The following is a 16,002-nucleotide window of genomic DNA, read 5'->3' as shown; positions in this document are numbered from 1 at the left end:
GCAGGCGTTTAAACACAACGATGGAGCTGAAGGGAGATACGTTTACAAGGCCAATTCCCGCGTTTTGCCCTGGTTGCGGGACTTTTCCGGGGTCAGGCCGATCTGCTTCCGAACTTCTTCAAGGCCGCGCGACTGATGGAGATCGTTGAAGTCCGTCAATCCGCGCGCCCGCTCATCTTCATTGAAGACTGGCGCCACCACTTTGCCGCCCACGGCCCTGGCCGCGTCCTGGGCCATGGCTACGCCTTTGTTCCACGGTTCATTGCCGCGCTTGTGCTGGTGGTCGTTGTCCGCGCAGATGGTGATGGCGACATTGGGGTACCTTTCCCGCAGCTTCCGCGCCACCGGCTCCAGGTTACCTGCGTCAAAGGCCACGGCCACGGGCTTGCCCGTGGCCACGTGCAGGCTCGCGCCTGTGGCGTAGCCCTCGGCCAGGAGGATTTCGCCCTGCGAAAGATCCTTGCCGGGCTCGGAAACCAGATGGAAATTACCGGATTTCTCCATTCCTCGCAGGAAGCGCTTCTGGCCGTCCGGCGAGATGAATTGCAGGCCGCGCAGGTCCCGCTCGGCATTTTGCACCGGTACCATCAAGTTGCCGTCCAGATCCTCCCGGACGCCCAACGGCGGGATGCCCTTCTCCTGGAGGTAGGGATTTTCTCCGGTGGCCCAATCGTAAGCGATCCATTCCGTGTGGGCCTCCCGTGCAGCCTCATTTCGGCGCTCCGTAAGGGCCTGTTGTCGTTCCTCACGCCTTTGGGCGATCTCCGCCCGCTGGACTTCCAGCTCTTCCTTACTCAGGGTATGGCCGCTCGCCACCCATTTGTCCTTTTCGCCGGTGCTGAAGTTCTGCATCCACCCGGCGGGGTGTTCATCCAGGAAGCCGCAATAGGCGCCGTCCAGTTCGCCGCGCTTGCCGCCAACGAGCGGGACCCGGTGAATCGCTCCGTCCATGATCGGAGACTCGCCGCCAAGGTCCAGCCCGGCCTGTTCCAGGGCCAGGGTGAATTCCTCTTGTGGTGCCAGGGAGCGCGGCGGCTCCGGCGTCCGGGTTTCTTCCGGCAGCCAGGCGGCAAGCCGGTTCAAGTCCGTGCCTTCCGGCGCGAACCAGAGCTTGTTTTCCCTGTCCCACCTGGCTCCCAGCTTTTTGGCCTGTTCCTTTTCCTTGTATGGGACGGCCAGGAAGGTTTTCTCCCTGGCCGGGTTGGCGGGTACATCCATGGCCGCAATGTCCTCTTCCCGCTCCGGCGTCTGTGCCGGTCTTCCTACCGTCTGCTCCTGCGCCAGTTCCTTTTCCCTTTCTAATCCCATGATGTATCCCTTGATTTGCTCCGCATCCCGGCAGGCCCGGACGATTTCATAAGGGTCGTCCTCCAGTGCCTTGATCCAGGAGTTCACGTAGGCCGCATGCTGTTCCGGATCATGCGGGATGCCGATGTCCTGGCCGAGCATCCAGGAGGCGATTTCCGCCCGCAGTTCCTCACGGGCATACATTTCCGAACCAAAGGGGCCGTTTTCCCGGTCCAGGCGTGAGGAATGGCGCGTCCAGTGCCCCAACTCGTGCAGGGCCGTGCCGTAGTACAGGCCGGGTTCTTCGAAGTTCTCGCGCGGCGGCAGGTGGATGGAGTCCGTGGCGTAGCGGTAGAAGGCCCGGTTGCTCTGATCGTGCCTGATGTTCGCGCCGGAGGCGGCGAGGATGTTCTCCGCCTTTTCAACGGGCTCCCACTCGAAGGCTCTGTCCGTGAGTTCCAGTGGCGATATGCCGTCGATCTGCTCCGCATTGAAGACGTGGGCGAATCGCACCAGGGGTCTGTCCAGTTCCACGGTCTGCTTCAGAGGCTTGCCGTCCTCACCGAGAACCGGCTTGCCGTCTTCGTCCAGGCGGTCCTGTTCCTTGGTGAACTGGAAGTAGACTACGGGGGTGGCCTTGCTGCCGGGCAGGATGCTCAGACCGTTGTCATTGGCCTGGCGCAGGGTCATCCAGCGTGGATCGTCATAGCCGGACAGGGACAGATGCACCCGGTTCATGCCCCGGTACACCGTGCCCGAGGCCGGATTGTGCGGCGCGGCCAGGACCTTTCCCGCATGCCAGGGCTGCTGCCAGGGCGCTGTCCCGGCCTTGAGGTGGGCGATGATCTTTTCCGCGAATTCCTCATGGAACGGGCGGCGCTTGGCCTTTTGGGGCGTATCACTCATCGTGCAGCACCTCCCCCTGTGCGTTCATGGTCAAGAGCGCGTCCTCGATCATGTCCGCCAGCACAATGGCGTCTTCGGGAAACGCGCCCATGTGGTCGGCCACGTCCGGATCGAGCGGGACGTACAGCGCCGGATCACCGGCAAGTTGCTCGGCTGCCGCCTTTGCGGCGGCGGCAAGGTACTCCTTGTGTCGCATGGTCATTCTCCTTGGTTGAACACGAAAAGGGGCTCCACCCGCCGGAGACCTTCCAGCGGGACGAGCCCGAAATACCGGCTGTCGAAACTGCCCTCATGGTCGGCCAGCACCAGGGCCATACCCGGCGGAACCGTTCCGGCCCGGAGGCTGGAGGTGATGGGCCGCCCCTGGCTGTCCATGCTGCGGACGGCCAGGGAATCGGCTGGAATGGAATCGCCCGGCGCGGCCACCAGGCGCTTGAGCAGCGGACGCAACCCGTTCTCGCAGGAACCGGCGCGCAAATAACCGCGCTCCCGCGCCAGATCGGCGAACTCGCCGGGCAGGCAGAAGCTGACCAGATCGCCCTGTTGGGGTTCGCCCGGCGCGAGCCGGTAGATTCCCCTGGGTAGGGACGGGGTGAGGTTGACGCGCAAGCCTGCGGCATGGGCGAGGTACCCGGCCAAAAGCAGGCCCAGGACCGCCAAGAGCGAGCGCCGGACCCGGTTATTCCGTGAAATAGCGTTCATTGGATTCCTCCTGGGCAGGAGCTTGTGGGGCTTGTTGTGGAGCCTGGCGCGTCCGGTACAGGGAGTCGCTCACGCCTCCGGGATGGGCCGCGCTCAGACCGGGAACCGGAATCTTTGAGCGGGAGGCGAAGACCGGATCGAGAAAGTACAGGATCTGCCGTCCGTAGATGGGCGGCTGCCCGGCCGTGAACACCAGCATGTCGCCCGGAGTGACGATGGGCTTGCCCTGGCGGTCCTTTTCCGGGCCGACCCGCATGCCTGGCAGCCGCATGCATTCGTCCGGCGTGAGCAGGGGCCGCGCCGTCTCCGTCACGTTCATGGAGGCGCTCTTCATGCGCCCGGAGCGCGAGCCGGAAAGCGACACCTTCTCCTCCACCACCGTGGTCTTGCCGGTCATGTCGGAAAGGGTTCTGGCCGTCTCGATGGTGTTCGGCGCGTAGGCGATGCGCACGTGGCAGTTGGCCATGAGCGCATTGTCCTTGCCGTACACGGCATTGAGCTGGGTTATGTCCTGGACGATGACGTAGACCTTGCCGCCATAGCCCGCGATGTAGGCCAGCGCCTTTTCCATGATGGGGAGCTTGCCGAGGCTGGTGAACTCGTCCAGGAGGATGAGCAACCGGTGCTTGTAGCCCGCCACGCTCCCGCCGTCCGCGAACTCCATCCGGGCGCAGATACGTCGCACGATCATGTCCACCATGAGCCGGAGCAAGGGACGCATGCGGTCGATGTCCGCCGGGGAAATCACCAGGTACAGGTTCACCGGCCGGTCGTGGTTCATGAGGTCATGGATGCGGAAGTCGCAGGAGGCGGTGTTCAGCGCCACCACCGGATCGCGGTACAGGGCCAGGTTGGCCAGGGCCGTGGACACGACGCCCGAGGCCTCGTTGTCGGCCTTGTTCAGCATCTCCCTGGCCGAGCTTGCGATGAAGATGTGCGCCTTGTCGCCGCTTTCGTTTTCAGGAAACAGCTCTCGCAGCAGGGACGCGTGGTCCGTTGCCACCATCTCCTGGAACAGGTCCTGGATGGCGCGGCTTTCATCCGCCAGCATGCGGGAAAGGTCATACAGCGTGGCCGTGCGCTTTTGATCGTGGAGGATCATGATGCAGCAATGCAGAAGGGCTCCACCCAGCATGGCGAAAGCCGACTTGCTCCAGTGGTCCTCCAGCCCTTTGCCGTTGGGGTCCACCAACATGGCGGCCATGTTCTGCACATCCGGGATGGCCAGCAGCGTGTCCAACCGAATTTCTTCCAGGGGATTGAAGGCGGCGGAGTCGCCGGACGGGTCGGACGGGTCGAAGCGCAGCACCATTTGGTCCTGGGATTTCCGCCAGCCCGCGGTGAGCGCCCAGTTTTCGCCCTTGATGTCCAGCACTATGCTGGAGCCTTCCCAGGCCAGGAGCGTGGGCAGGATCAGGCCGACGCCCTTGCCGGAGCGGGTGGGCGCAAAGGCCATGACGTGCTCCGGCCCGTTGTGTCGAAGGTACAACTGCTCTTCGTCAGCCCCGCCCCGGAGCAAGCGCGCCAGTAGCGCCGAGCCGGTGTACTTTTTGCGCCAGCCGCCCACGTAGACGCCCTGGCCCGCCAGGTAGCCCATGGCGCGAATTTCCTTTTCCGTGGCCCAGCGGGCCGAGCCGTGCAGGTCGGCGTTGGCCCTCAGCCTGCGTCGAAAAAGGAGCCACGCTCCGAGAATGGCGAATTGTGGCGCCAGGAACAGCGTCTGACTTTGAGCGATGGCCCGCTCAATAAAACCGTAGGAGTCGCTGGGGCCGAATTGTTCCTGCCAGGCAATCACCGACCAGGGCGCATACCAGTGGATTCCCCAGGCCGTGCCCAATGGATTACCAAGCGCCGGATGGTGGCCGAAGAAGGAGGCCGTTCGCTGGGTTGCCAGCGCCATGCTGCCGACGCCAAGGAGGAGTATGAACGGCAGGTATAGCCAGCGCAGACCGTGCTTGTTGGGCTTGTTCGTTCCCAGGCCGTATGGTGCGGGCATGACGTTTCCGCTGGAGGCCGTCATGCGGCGCTGGTTGGGGCGCTTGGCCCTCAAAAAGACAATATGTTGTTATTTTGATGAACTAGGGCGAACACATCTTGACATTGACACCACTAAGCGACACTATGTGTCATGAACAGTAAGCAGCGAAAAACGCTCGCAGCTCTTTTTAGTTCTCCTACACCCAAAAATTTGGTGTGGGCGGATATCGAATCTCTACTGCTCGCCATTGGCTGCGAACTGGCCGAGGGTACTGGTTCTCGCGTCGCATTCAGGCGTGACGGCCAAAAAGCGGACTTCCACAGACCGCATCCTGGCAAGGAAGCCAAGCCATACCAAGTGCGGGACGCGAGGGACTTTCTGATCAAACTGGGAGTTGAACCATGAGCAATACTGACAACACTATGACATACAAGGGATATAGAGCCATCATCAGCTACAGCGCTGAAGATGAATGCCTTGTGGGGCACCTTGCCGGTATAAACGATGTCGTGGGCTTTCACGGCGATTCGGTGGAAGAAATCCGCAAGGCCTTTGAGGAAGCCGTGGATTTTTATCTTGAGAGTTGCGCCAAATTCGGACACAAGCCCAACAAGCCGTATTCCGGTCGGGTTACACTGCGACTCCCACCAGATTTGCATGCCAAGCTGGCGGTACTGGCGGAGACACACGGAAGCAGCCTGAACAACTGGCTGGTGAAGACTCTGGACAACGCCACCCGGCACGATCATGCGCAGTCGACTTGAACGCCAATTTGTTTGGCACAACATGGACAAAAGCATGAATACTAACGCGTACGACCAATTGCAGGAAAGTCTGGCTCTCATGCGCATGCTGGGACAGAGCGCCGTTGATGTCGAATCCATGAACCTCCGTGATTCTGAAGCGGTTTTCGCGAGCATCCGCCGCATGATCGCGAAAAAACGCAAGGCGCTAAAGTAAAACTGCAATTGCATTTCCTACTCCCCCGCCGTGTACGGCCGCTGAAACACGATGTCCTTGGTCACAATGACATTGAACTGATAGCCGGGCCGGATTTCCAGCGTGGGCTTGTTGTTTAGACTCTTTTCCAGAAGCTGAAGCGTTGACTGCCCAAGTTGTGAGGCTAGAGCCGCGCCCATTTCGTCCTGAAGTGTGGGGGCGCTGTCGCTGCTGCCGCCGCTGCTGTCCAGGGCATCCATGGAATAGGACATGCCACCCGTGATTACACTCATGAGCAGGGCCGAGCCGAAGATACGCAGGTAGTGGTTGTCCACTTTGTCCGTGTATCCGGCATAGCCCGCCACGTCCGAGCCGGGCATGGCGCCCAGCGTAACGGCCGAACCGTCCGGAAAGACGATGCGGTTCCAGGCCACCAACACTCGTTTCTGACCGAAAATGACGCGAGAATCATAAACGCCGAAGAGCTTGGTGCCCTGCGGGATGAGCAGTTGCCGTCCGGTGGCAGTGTCAAAGACGTTCCGAGAGACTTGGGCAATGATATTGCCCGGCAGGTCGGAGTTGATGCCCGTGACCATCCCCCCAGGGATGACCGCGCCGGTTTTCAGTTCAAGGGGCTGACCGGCCGTGCGAGAGTAGGGCAGAATCCAGCTTGCGTCCTTTTCTGCACGGTTGAAAAAGGCTTCTTTGTCCTTGTCCGCGGCAGGATCGTAGGAGCTTTCTCGAATACCGTAAGGGTCTGCCGGAAGGTCCGCGCCCGTCGCTTCGCCGCCTTGGCGGACGCCCCCAGTCGCCACAGCTTCCATACTCCCAGCGCGGGCCACTTCCGAAGCTCTTTGCACCCCAAGCGGCGAGGACAGAGCTGTGAGCTGGGCCTGCGCCTTCATGCGGCGCAGGTTCTCCAATTCCCGGTGATACTGGTCAGGCTGCTCCGGCTTGTCCTGCACCACAATCAACGGCTCGTGTTTTGGCGCTTCAGTTGGTGTTGGCTCCGGCCGGACAATGGCTGGGGAATTAGCAGGTGGGGCCAGGGCGAGGCCACGACCTTCGCCCATAAGCAACAGTTGTCCCTCGTCTCCGATGTCTACCTTGGGCGTTGCCGTCTGCTCCTGCTCCTGGTTGTGCGCGAAGTTCACGCTGTACACCAGGATGCCAAGCAGAAAGAACCCGATCAGCAGCACGGCATAGAGCGGCCAACGACTCATGCGGACCGCGTTGACCGTTTTGACCGGCCCAAGGCTGTTTGGGGTTTTGTCGCTCATGATTTCTCCCTATTCAGCAAGGACTTCCACGCCTGCATCCCTGTCGCGGCGCACTCTTTCAGCCGTGTTGCCGACAGGTGAAGACCGGAACTCCAACTCCGTACGGCTCTGGCCCGCTTCTGGCAGACCATCGGCCGTGTACGCCCGCGCAATTGCTTTGCCGTTCGATTTCGGATCAGACAGGCGCAGTTGAAGATACCAAGCGGACTTTTCATTAGCGTCTTCAAGGGCGTCCAAAATGTAGGCAACGGTAATCGCATCGTCCGATCCTGCAGCGGCCAGGGTGAATCCCTTCGCGCGCAGACCGTTTTCAAAGGCAGCTGCGAAATCGTTGTCCGCATCCCTGGCTGGAAGCAGGCGCAGCGAAGTATGACCGGGCGGATATAGCGTCGAAAGGCTGGCCACGGCATCGGCGGCAATGGCCGATACAGCAGAGTGCTTCGGCAGTGGCCCGCAGAAGGAGCCGACCATACCTGGTTTTGCGCAGCCGGACATCAGGACTGCGAATAGGCAGAGAAGGAGTAAAACACGCATCATTTTCCCCTCCGGATGACTTCCACTTTTTCCTGACCGTTCCCCACACCGATAACCAGGGCGATGCGCTCGAACAGACCGTCCACGATCATGGCCGAGCCCTTGACCCTGTAATTCACCAGCACGTCTTGATCGCCCTTGCGCACCAGCAGCACGGGCGTTTCACCGGAAGCGGAATACTCAGGCAGGCGGACGAAGGTCTGTTGCCCGTCGTCATAGACGCGCTCTGGTTTCCAAGCCGCCTCACCCTTGACCTCATAATTGAAGTTCAGGGCGGCCAGGTCCGTTGTCCTGCCCCCCACCGTAGTGGAGCCCCATTCGCGTTCTTTGGCTTTCCTGGCCTCGTTGCGGCCGGCCTGTTGCCTCAGGTCCTCCGCATAGAGAAACCCCACATAGGGCGTGTACCCCGGTTTCTGGTCAGGGTGTTGGGACACGAGGCGCAAGTGGTAGACCCGGCGGTCCGTAGTGACTACGGCCGAGCTTTCCAGGCCGGAATCCACCGGCTTGATGAAGAGGTGCGCTGTCGCGTCCGCACCGGAACCGGCCGTGCCGGACTCCACCATCCAGCGGGAGGAGTCGCCCACTACGATCTCACGCACTACCTCTCCGGCCTCCAACTCCACATCGCAGACCTGCATGGGTGCGGCCACGATGGTGGGCAGGCTCGCGTCATGTACGTAGACCACCTTTCCGCCGCCGGTGAGTACCGGCTCCACACTCTGGCGCGACCAGTTGCCGGAAAGTATGAGCGCCTTTTTTTCCACATCGGTCAGGGGGACGACTTTTGGGCTGAGATAGTCGATTTCAGGCATGGCGAACGAATCGGCATCGGCTGCCGATTGCAGCGCCGGGGGATCAACGTCAGGTACCGGATCAGCTGCAAAAACCGGAGTGCCGAACAGCGCAACAGCGCAGACAAAGAACAACATTTTTTTCATGGTTCACCTCACTGTTTCTGAACGTTGTTGACTTTGGCCGGAGCCGGAGCGCCGACGACCTTGCTCGCCGAGAGCGACGTGATGTAGACCCCGCCGGGATTGCGCAGGAGAACCGCATCCTCGGTCGGCGGATTGATCTGGATCGTCACCGTGGCTTCATAGGTGTGGGAATCGAGCAGAGCACCTGCATGGCTGCGCACGGTCTCCAGCCACTCCACCCGGTAGGAGTCGGAGCTCACCGGCAGGGGCAAGCTCTTGATTTCCACGTGCACGAGCTTGCCGCTTTTGGCGATTTCATAGGGGTTGTTGGCTTCGTACCATTCGCGCAGAACACCCATGGCGCTCCCGGCCATAAAGAAGGAAAGGCGCTCGATCATCTTCTGCTGCAACTCCACATCCGCCGTAACCGTGCGCCAGTCGCTGATGCAGGTCGCGATTTCCGCCTGAATGAGACGCTGTGGGGCAACGCTGGCCCTGTCCGCCCGAGCCACCACGGAGGACTTGCCCAGTTTGTCCACTTCGATGATGTAAGGAATCGTCTTCACCTGGCGGGCCTGTATGACGTTGCCCGAGATGGAAATACCCGTGAGCAGGAGGCAAAAGAAGGCCACAATGCGCCATTGCGCAGCCCGGCTGATATAGGAGCCGTAGCGCTCCAGCCATTCTTCCCGCCCGTTCAGATACGGATTGCCGCCACCGGACTTTTCCGCCACGGGATCTCGCTTTTTTGCTTCGAAAAAGGCCATGGACACTCCCTATGATTTGTCGTTTTGATTCATGCGGGCGCGTTCCAGACGCTCCTGCATTTCAGAACGCATTCTGGTGCTGAGGCTCTTTTCGCCTGATGTTTTGGCGTCCTGCCGGGCGCCCCACAGGGATTTCGCCATGATGGTCGCCTTGCCCATGCCGCTCGCCCCTTCCATGCCCGCCACCTTGGCAGCGTCCCGCACGTTCTGGATGGTGTTACTACCGGCGATTGCCGTGCCCATGGCCGCGCCCATAGCCAGGCCTCCCACGGTGGCCGCAGTAGCGGTCAATGCCGCGCCGCTGGAGACGTGGGAGCCGTTGATGATGCCTGCGCACACGTCCGGCAGGGATTTGACCAGGGCCAGCAGCACGATGGACGCGCCGATGATCACGAAGAGGTCCTGAAGTTCCGCCGTGGAGGTGGAAAAGTCCTCGATGAAGGTGATGCCGATGCCCAGGACGAGTTGCATGACAAAAAGCTTGAAAGCCACGGCCAGCACATAGCGGATGGCGTTGACCGCATAATCCTTGAGAAAGGAACTGCCGCCGAAGGCCACCAGGATCAGTGCCGCGGCCATGCTGACCATGGCCTCGCATTTGATGAACACCACCTGCGCGGAGATGAGCGCAAAACAGATGATGATGACCAGCGCCGCGATGATCAGCGCCATGGAGTTGCCCGGCGACCAGACGGAAAGCTTGTCCAGCACCAATTTGACGAGTTGTATGCCGGTGAGGAACGGCGCGTCCGAGGAATAGCCGCCCGGCGTCAACTCCTTGCCGATGCTGCCGAGTCCGTTGATAAGGTTCCAGGTCCATTCCTGATAAGAGTTGATAACGGCCAGGAAGAACCCGGCCATCAGGATGAGCATGACGAACTGTTTGAAGATGTCGGCAATCTGGTCGCGGTTCAGGGCCGCCTTGATACCCAGGAAGCACACGTCCAGAATGACAAGCCAGCGGAACACGATCAGGGCGTACCGGCGCAACGTCGGCTCCCAGGTGCTGGTCTTGTCGTAGAATTCATGCACCAGCCGAGACACGAAATCTTCCTCGGCGCCGTGGGCTTCGCCGACGCCCACAAGAACCACGCAAAGAGCGAGAGCCAAGATGGCCAAGGACAGATATTTTCCTTTCATGGTAAGACCGCCTAAAAGGGATCGGCTTGGGCCTGGGCCGTACCGATCCTGTCCGTCTTGATGGTCTCGCGCCAGGATTCCTCGCACATCTGGCGTTCCTTCTCCGCCTTCATCTGGCCGACGAGCTCGGACTGCACCTGCGTCGCCATGAGTTCGCGCAATTGCCGGGCCTCCTGCACCTGCAAAGCGGAAAGCTGGTTGCCGGCCATGATGGCCTTTTGCTGGCCGTCTGGGGTGGAAAGCAGGTCGTCAATGTAGCGTTGGAAGCGTTCTGGGTCGCGCTGCAAGTCCGCAAGCTGCTGACCAGAGAGCTGGAAAGTAGCCTGCGCGGCTTGGTCAACGGATTCCGCCCATTTGTCCCACTCCTGCCGGTAGCGACGATTAGCATCCTCCACCTGTGCTGGGCTTGCTCCGGCCAGGGAGCCGAAGAACGCCTGCTCCGGGAACAGCGTGGTGAAAATCTCGCCCAGAGCAACGATATCGCCACGTTGTGTCCTGAGCGTACTGGAAAGACTGGCCAGTCTTGTCAGGTTGTTTTTGAGCCCGTTGACCAAGTTGGCCGGGAGCATGGCCGTGTTCTGGAGCATATTTTCATACTGATCGATATTCTGTTGAACCATGGTCATTTGCTGGCGCGTCTGCTCCACAGCTTCCTGGTATTGATCGATCATGTTGCTTAACTGCTTCACATTGGTAACGCGATCCAGGCTCTGCATGAGCGAGTTGCTGCAATTGATGCAGGTCACGGTAAAGGCCTGGGAGGATGAAGTGGACAGGACTAGCATGCTTATGATGAGAAAAAGCTTTTTCATGGGGGACTCCTCACATGTTGCGTTTGGTTATGCAGCTCCGCGTTCGTGCAGCCAGATAGTCTGCCATTCGTCCGAACCATGTTCCGCTGCCAATTCACGGATACGGGTTATGCTTTCCTTGTCCGACGCGCCCACAAAGGACAGGGTCTTGCCCGTGAGGGCGAGTTGCACCTTGCGACGCCCCTGCGGGCTCACGATGTAATAGTCCTGCTTGGGGAGGCCGGTTTTCAGGATGTTGATCTGTTTGTCGTTGAGGCCCATGCCCGCATAGAGCTCCCGCTGTCCGGCGTCTTCAGCGCTACCGTTGGGTAGGAAGATCTTTGTAGGGCAGGACTCGGCGAGCACGTCCAGGATGCCGGAATTTCGAGCGTCGGAAAGACTCTGCGTGGCCAGGATCACTGCGCAGTTGGCCTTGCGCATGACCTTGAGCCATTCGCGTATCTTGGCCCGGAAGACCGGGTGGCCGAGCATGATCCAGGCTTCATCCAGGACGAGGAGGGCCGGGGAGCCGTCCAGCGCATTTTCAATGCGCCGGAAGAGATAGGTCAGTACCGGTGCCAGGTTCTTGTCCCCCAAATTCATGAGTTCCTCGATCTCGAAGACCATGAACCGGGAGAGGGTAAGGCTGTCCGCATCCGCGTCCAAGAGCCGCCCCATGCTCCCCTGCACGGTGTAATGCTGGATGGCTTCTTTGATTTCTCGGTCTTGCACAACATGGTAGAAACTGGTCAGGGAGCGCAGGTGCGGCGGGTTTGCGGCCAGTGTTCGCATGGCCGTGTGGATGGCGTTGCGGTGCGTGGGCATGACCGTGAACTGCTGCAACTCCATAAGTGAGGCGATCCATTCCTCCGCCCAGGCGCGTTCCTCTTCCGAGTCGATGTGCTGGAGCGGGGCAAAGGCAAGCTGATCGGCATTGCCGATGTCGTAGTGATCGCCGTCCGCCCCGAAACAGAGGGGGAACAGGCTCATGCCCTTGTCAAAAGCGAAGATACGGGCGTTCTCGTAGCAGCGGAACTGCGCGGCTATGAAGGCCAATAAAGTGGACTTGCCTGCGCCGGTCGGCCCGAAGATGAGCGTGTGACCGAGGTCGCCGGTGTGGATGTTGAACCAGAACGGTGTGGAGTTGTCCGTCATCAGGACAGCCAGCGGCCTGGAGTCCGGCGGATAGAACGGACAAGGGCAGACCGGCGAGCCTGTCCACACCGAGGACAGCGGCAGCAGGTCCGCCAGGTTCAGGGTGTTGACCATGGGACGACGCAAGTTAGCGTAGCTGTTGCCGGGATGTGTTCCGAGCCACGCTTCCAGCGCATTGATCGACTCGATGCGGCAACCGAAGCCCAGTGTCTGCACCGTGCGGCGCAAGTCCCGCGCCCAGTCCTGCAAGCGCTCTCTATCCTCGTGCATCAGGACAATGCATGAGGTCAGGTAGCCCGCGCCTACATACCCCCCTTGCACCTCTGTGAGCGCGGTTTCCGCGTCTTCGGCCATGAGCAGGGCATCGCGGTTGGCGCGCGCATTGGGATTGTTAAAGAACTGGTCCAGGAAACGGTAGACCTGCTGTCGCCAGCCTTTGCGGTAGGAGTTGATTTCTTTGGCCGCGTCATACTGGTCCAGGCAGATGAAGCGGCTGGAGAAGCGGTACTCCAAAGCCAGGCCGTCCAGATCCCGTAGCAGAGCCGGATAGGACTCCTGTGGCAGGCCGTCCAGGGAAAGCACCACCAGATGGCGTTTGCCCAAGCGCGGGATGATGCCGCCCACCAAGTCTTCCCCACCAAGCAGTGCGTCCAGGTACATGGGCGTCCGGGGTACTCGCACGGGCTGCAACTCGCCGGAGACGCAATGCTGGAGGTGGGAAAGCAGATCGGATTGGAACCAGGGGTTTCCGTCCGCGCCAGATACTTCATATTCTAGGAGCCGTTGCATGGAGAGCACGGTGGAGAGGGCGTCCTCCAGCTCTTCCAGCATGTTCTGGAAGTAGGCCAGTCCCTTTTCCAGGGCACCAGATGAGGTCAGGCCTGCCTGCGCCTTTCTCGCGAGTTGGGTGGCCTGGAAGTTTGGTTTGTAGGTGACGGTCAGGAGGGTGCTGGTGCTGAAGCATTTGTTCCCGCTGAAGAACTCCCGGCGCTCATCGTCAATGAGCTGCGTCACAGGATCGGGGAAATGCCCCTTTTCTGGAGCCGGGTAGGCTCGGTGGGAGCTGCGGATGGCGTCCACGTGCAGCATCCAGCCGCTTCCCAGTAGTTTTATAGCGTTATTGAATCGACTGGATACCGTGGCGAGATCGTTTTCGCTGGAACTTGCCGTGTCCTGGCCGCGCACTTCCCAGCTCGCCAGCAGGGAGCCGTCCTTGTTCAGGACCACGCCTGGCTCGATGAGCGCGGCATAGGGGAGCAAGTCCGGCAGACCTTTGCTTTTGGCGCGGTAATCGATGAGCTTCAGCATGTGTACCCTCCGGCAACGCGCCAGCGGCTAGGCCGAGCCGGGTAGAACTCCTGATGCCTGATGTGCCTGAGCCAGACCCGGCTCATGATGGGGTCGGCCTTAGCCAAGCGCCGGAGGGCAAACACGGACACGAGCCAGAAGAGAATGGCCGAAACCATGGAGACGGCCGTCAGGCCGCCCACACCCACGAGCAGCGCGATCAGGGCGCTGGTCATGACCAGTTCCCTTTCCGCGCCGAGTACATGGGGATGCCGGTGCAGAGATTGGTGAATGGGGAGAACGCGCTTCATATCACCGCTCCGGAAAAGGAAAAAACCGAGTTCACGATGCTCGCCGCAAAGGCGATGAAGGAAATGCCGAAGACCACGGAGAGGAGTAGTTTGAATCCGCCGCTGATGTCATCCTTGTTCATGATGAAAATGACGCCGCATAGCGCCATGGCGACGATGCTGATCCATTTGCCAGCAGGGCCGGTGATGGTGTTCACCACCTGCTCCAGAGGGCTGGAGAATTCCGTGATGCCGCCGGATGCGGCGGCGATATCAGGAAGGCAGAGACAGAGCGCCAGCAAGCTCCAGAGGATTGAGCCGCGTTTGCTCGTCTTCAGGGAGAGACGACAATTATTTTTGAGAAGATGGTTCGTTTGCATAACGGTCTCCGTGGAGGCCGTCATGCGACGCGTGGTTGGGGTGCGTGACCCTCAGAAACAGGCGGGTTTTACAGCGGGGGCAGTGAAGCTCTATCTCGCCGGCCTCAATGGCGCCCCGCGCCAGCAATCGGTTGCAGTTCCGGCAGCGTATCTCCGGAGTGCTATTCGCAAGAGTCTTCATAAGGATCACCATTCTTACGTGGGGGACACGGAATAGAGCGTGTCTGTTTCATAGGTTTCCGTTCTCGGGCTAAATCCATTGACCTTGATGATACTGGCAATACGACGCTGATTGTCCGGGGTCTTTTCCATGTATACCGCCAAATCTACGGCCCGTCCGATGAGCTTTTGCTTGTGGCCAAGCCCAGCTTCCTCCACCAGTTCCTCCAGGCGCGGCAGAGCCTCTTCCGCGCTGTCCGCGTGGAAGGTGCCGACCCCGCCGGGATGGCCGGTGTTCCAAAGCTTCAGGAGTTCCAGCGCGGCGGAGTCCCGCACCTCGCCCACCAGAATGCGCTGGGGCGCGTAACGCATGCTGACCTTGGCCAGGGTGCGCATGTCCACGCCGGCAAGCACGGAAGTGCGAAAAAAGACCGCGTTGGGGCTCTTTGATTGCAGCTCTGCAGTGTCCTCGAGGATCAGCAGACGGTGCGATGGCGTGAGTCGATAGATAGCCTCGATCACCGCGTTGACGAATGTGGTTTTGCCGGAAGACGTGCCGCCGACCACAACGATATTCAGGCGCTGGCGCACGGCGTCTTCAATGATGGTGACGGCCTCTGGGGCAAGGGAACCGACGATCACATATTCCTCCAGGGAGAACACCCGGCCGGCCCGCTTGCGCAGGGAGAAGGACGGTCCCGGACCGACGATGGGCAGGAAGGCGCCCTCAAAGCGCGAGCCGTCAAGGGGGAATTCCCCTTCCACAATAGGGCTCCGCTCATTCACCGTGATGCCGAGGCCGCTGGCGACCTGTGAGAGAATGAGCCTGCCTTGCTCCGAGGGAATCTTACCAATCCGCTCATGGTCCCGGCCGTAGCGTTCGATCCAGAGCGAACCATCCGGGTTGAGCATGATCTCGACGACTTCCGGGTCCTCCAGGGCCTTCATGAACAGGGGGCCGCAGGCGTGGCGCAGGCCCTCCAGCAGGCGCGGATCGTCGCAAGGGCGCATGAACATCAGCGCAGTCCTCTCAGCACGAATACCGCCACATTGAGCAACGCCGAGAGCGTTACAACGGCGGCCAGCCAGGCCATGCTGCTTTTGAACGCCCGGAGCCCGGCCGCGTGCGCATCAAGGACCTTGCGAATGCCTTCCAGCGAAGCCGAGGAAAGGCTGTCCGTCAATTGGGCAACCGTTGTCTGAACGCCGGACACATAGGCGTCGGTTTTGTCCGCCATCAGCCGGGAAAGCCCCTTCCTATGCCGGGCCTGGAGCTTTTCCACGTCGGCAAGAAACGCGTTGAGAATGGTCAGCTCGATCAGGGTGGGTTCGTCATCGGCGACAACAATGTTGTTGTGCCGGGCGATCAGGGCCTTTGCCTGCTCCAGGGAAATGCCAATACCGTCAGGCAGCAGCGGCTCCTTTTCCTGCGCAGGTTGCTCCAGTGGCTGCTTCAAAGAGGAGGGGGAAACGGTTTCAAGCGGCATGAC

Annotated in this window: 19 protein-coding genes; 3 read left to right on the top strand and 16 right to left on the bottom strand. The window is 60.6% G+C overall.

Annotated elements, in window-relative coordinates:
• Positions 1-42: 42 nt before the first annotated feature.
• The 4 genes from ACZ5EH_RS20785 to ACZ5EH_RS20770 are packed head-to-tail and all read right to left on the bottom strand — an operon-like array spanning position 43 to position 4,891.
• Positions 43-2,193, bottom strand: coding sequence for a zincin-like metallopeptidase domain-containing protein (locus tag ACZ5EH_RS20785; RefSeq protein WP_464275773.1), 2,151 nt, complete (start codon positions 2,191-2,193; stop codon positions 43-45).
• On the bottom strand, positions 2,186-2,395 hold the full coding sequence (locus tag ACZ5EH_RS20780; protein WP_464275772.1) for a hypothetical protein: 210 nt from the start codon (positions 2,393-2,395) through the stop codon (positions 2,186-2,188). Before ACZ5EH_RS20780 ends, ACZ5EH_RS20785 begins: the two co-directional genes overlap by 8 nt.
• Positions 2,392-2,895, bottom strand: a complete 504-nt coding sequence (traF, locus tag ACZ5EH_RS20775; protein ID WP_464275771.1) for a conjugative transfer signal peptidase TraF — start codon at positions 2,893-2,895, stop codon at positions 2,392-2,394. The genes ACZ5EH_RS20780 and traF overlap by 4 nt, the downstream gene beginning before the upstream one ends.
• The gene (locus ACZ5EH_RS20770) at positions 2,873-4,891 is read right to left on the bottom strand and encodes a type IV secretory system conjugative DNA transfer family protein (protein WP_464275770.1); all 2,019 of its coding nucleotides are present in this window, start codon (positions 4,889-4,891) and stop codon (positions 2,873-2,875) included. The genes traF and ACZ5EH_RS20770 overlap by 23 nt, the downstream gene beginning before the upstream one ends.
• Positions 4,892-5,023: 132 nt before the next feature.
• Here ACZ5EH_RS20770 and ACZ5EH_RS20765 point away from each other — a divergent pair, with 132 nt between their 5' ends.
• From ACZ5EH_RS20765 to ACZ5EH_RS20755, 3 genes are read left to right on the top strand one after another with little or no spacing between them, the layout of a single operon-like run.
• On the top strand, positions 5,024-5,278 hold the full coding sequence (locus ACZ5EH_RS20765) for a type II toxin-antitoxin system HicA family toxin (RefSeq protein WP_464275769.1): 255 nt from the start codon (positions 5,024-5,026) through the stop codon (positions 5,276-5,278).
• Positions 5,275-5,637, top strand: coding sequence for a type II toxin-antitoxin system HicB family antitoxin (locus ACZ5EH_RS20760; RefSeq protein WP_464275768.1), 363 nt, complete (start codon positions 5,275-5,277; stop codon positions 5,635-5,637). Before ACZ5EH_RS20765 ends, ACZ5EH_RS20760 begins: the two co-directional genes overlap by 4 nt.
• 34 nt (positions 5,638-5,671) lie before the next feature.
• Positions 5,672-5,833, top strand: coding sequence for a hypothetical protein (locus tag ACZ5EH_RS20755; RefSeq protein WP_464275767.1), 162 nt, complete (start codon positions 5,672-5,674; stop codon positions 5,831-5,833).
• Positions 5,834-5,850: 17 nt separating this feature from the next.
• Here the strand turns inward: ACZ5EH_RS20755 and ACZ5EH_RS20750 are convergent, their stop codons facing one another.
• Genes ACZ5EH_RS20750 through ACZ5EH_RS20695 form a run of 12 tightly spaced genes read right to left on the bottom strand, consistent with a single transcriptional unit; the run spans position 5,851 to position 15,999 of the window.
• On the bottom strand, positions 5,851-7,092 hold the full coding sequence (locus ACZ5EH_RS20750) for a TrbI/VirB10 family protein (protein WP_464275766.1): 1,242 nt from the start codon (positions 7,090-7,092) through the stop codon (positions 5,851-5,853).
• A 9-nt stretch (positions 7,093-7,101) separates the two neighbouring features.
• On the bottom strand, positions 7,102-7,629 hold the full coding sequence (locus ACZ5EH_RS20745) for a hypothetical protein (protein ID WP_464275765.1): 528 nt from the start codon (positions 7,627-7,629) through the stop codon (positions 7,102-7,104).
• The gene (gene trbG / locus ACZ5EH_RS20740; RefSeq protein ID WP_464275764.1) at positions 7,626-8,564 is read right to left on the bottom strand and encodes a P-type conjugative transfer protein TrbG; all 939 of its coding nucleotides are present in this window, start codon (positions 8,562-8,564) and stop codon (positions 7,626-7,628) included. Before trbG ends, ACZ5EH_RS20745 begins: the two co-directional genes overlap by 4 nt.
• An 8-nt stretch (positions 8,565-8,572) precedes the next feature.
• Positions 8,573-9,310 carry a VirB8/TrbF family protein gene (locus tag ACZ5EH_RS20735; RefSeq protein WP_464275763.1) on the bottom strand — a complete coding sequence of 246 codons (738 nt, stop codon included), beginning with the start codon at positions 9,308-9,310 and terminating at the stop codon, positions 8,573-8,575.
• A 9-nt stretch (positions 9,311-9,319) separates the two neighbouring features.
• Positions 9,320-10,450, bottom strand: a complete 1,131-nt coding sequence (gene trbL / locus ACZ5EH_RS20730; RefSeq protein WP_464275762.1) for a P-type conjugative transfer protein TrbL — start codon at positions 10,448-10,450, stop codon at positions 9,320-9,322.
• An 11-nt stretch (positions 10,451-10,461) separates the two neighbouring features.
• Positions 10,462-11,262, bottom strand: coding sequence for a P-type conjugative transfer protein TrbJ (gene trbJ / locus ACZ5EH_RS20725; RefSeq protein WP_464275761.1), 801 nt, complete (start codon positions 11,260-11,262; stop codon positions 10,462-10,464).
• Positions 11,263-11,289: 27 nt separating this feature from the next.
• On the bottom strand, positions 11,290-13,704 hold the full coding sequence (locus ACZ5EH_RS20720; protein WP_464275760.1) for a VirB4 family type IV secretion/conjugal transfer ATPase: 2,415 nt from the start codon (positions 13,702-13,704) through the stop codon (positions 11,290-11,292).
• Positions 13,698-13,994 (bottom strand): conjugal transfer protein TrbD, encoded by a 297-nt coding sequence (gene trbD, locus ACZ5EH_RS20715; protein ID WP_464275759.1) that lies wholly within the window; start codon positions 13,992-13,994, stop codon positions 13,698-13,700. Before trbD ends, ACZ5EH_RS20720 begins: the two co-directional genes overlap by 7 nt.
• Positions 13,991-14,353 (bottom strand): TrbC/VirB2 family type IV secretion system protein, encoded by a 363-nt coding sequence (locus tag ACZ5EH_RS20710; RefSeq protein WP_464275758.1) that lies wholly within the window; start codon positions 14,351-14,353, stop codon positions 13,991-13,993. Before ACZ5EH_RS20710 ends, trbD begins: the two co-directional genes overlap by 4 nt.
• Positions 14,325-14,534, bottom strand: coding sequence for a Com family DNA-binding transcriptional regulator (locus ACZ5EH_RS20705; protein ID WP_464275757.1), 210 nt, complete (start codon positions 14,532-14,534; stop codon positions 14,325-14,327). The genes ACZ5EH_RS20710 and ACZ5EH_RS20705 overlap by 29 nt, the downstream gene beginning before the upstream one ends.
• Before the next feature lie 14 nt (positions 14,535-14,548).
• Positions 14,549-15,529, bottom strand: a complete 981-nt coding sequence (trbB, locus tag ACZ5EH_RS20700; RefSeq protein ID WP_464275756.1) for a P-type conjugative transfer ATPase TrbB — start codon at positions 15,527-15,529, stop codon at positions 14,549-14,551.
• Positions 15,529-15,999 (bottom strand): hypothetical protein, encoded by a 471-nt coding sequence (locus ACZ5EH_RS20695; protein ID WP_464275755.1) that lies wholly within the window; start codon positions 15,997-15,999, stop codon positions 15,529-15,531. Before ACZ5EH_RS20695 ends, trbB begins: the two co-directional genes overlap by 1 nt.
• Positions 16,000-16,002: the final 3 nt, after the last annotated feature.

Source organism: Desulfovibrio biadhensis, assembly GCF_055388615.1.
This window is presented reverse-complemented; position numbering and strand designations above follow the sequence as displayed.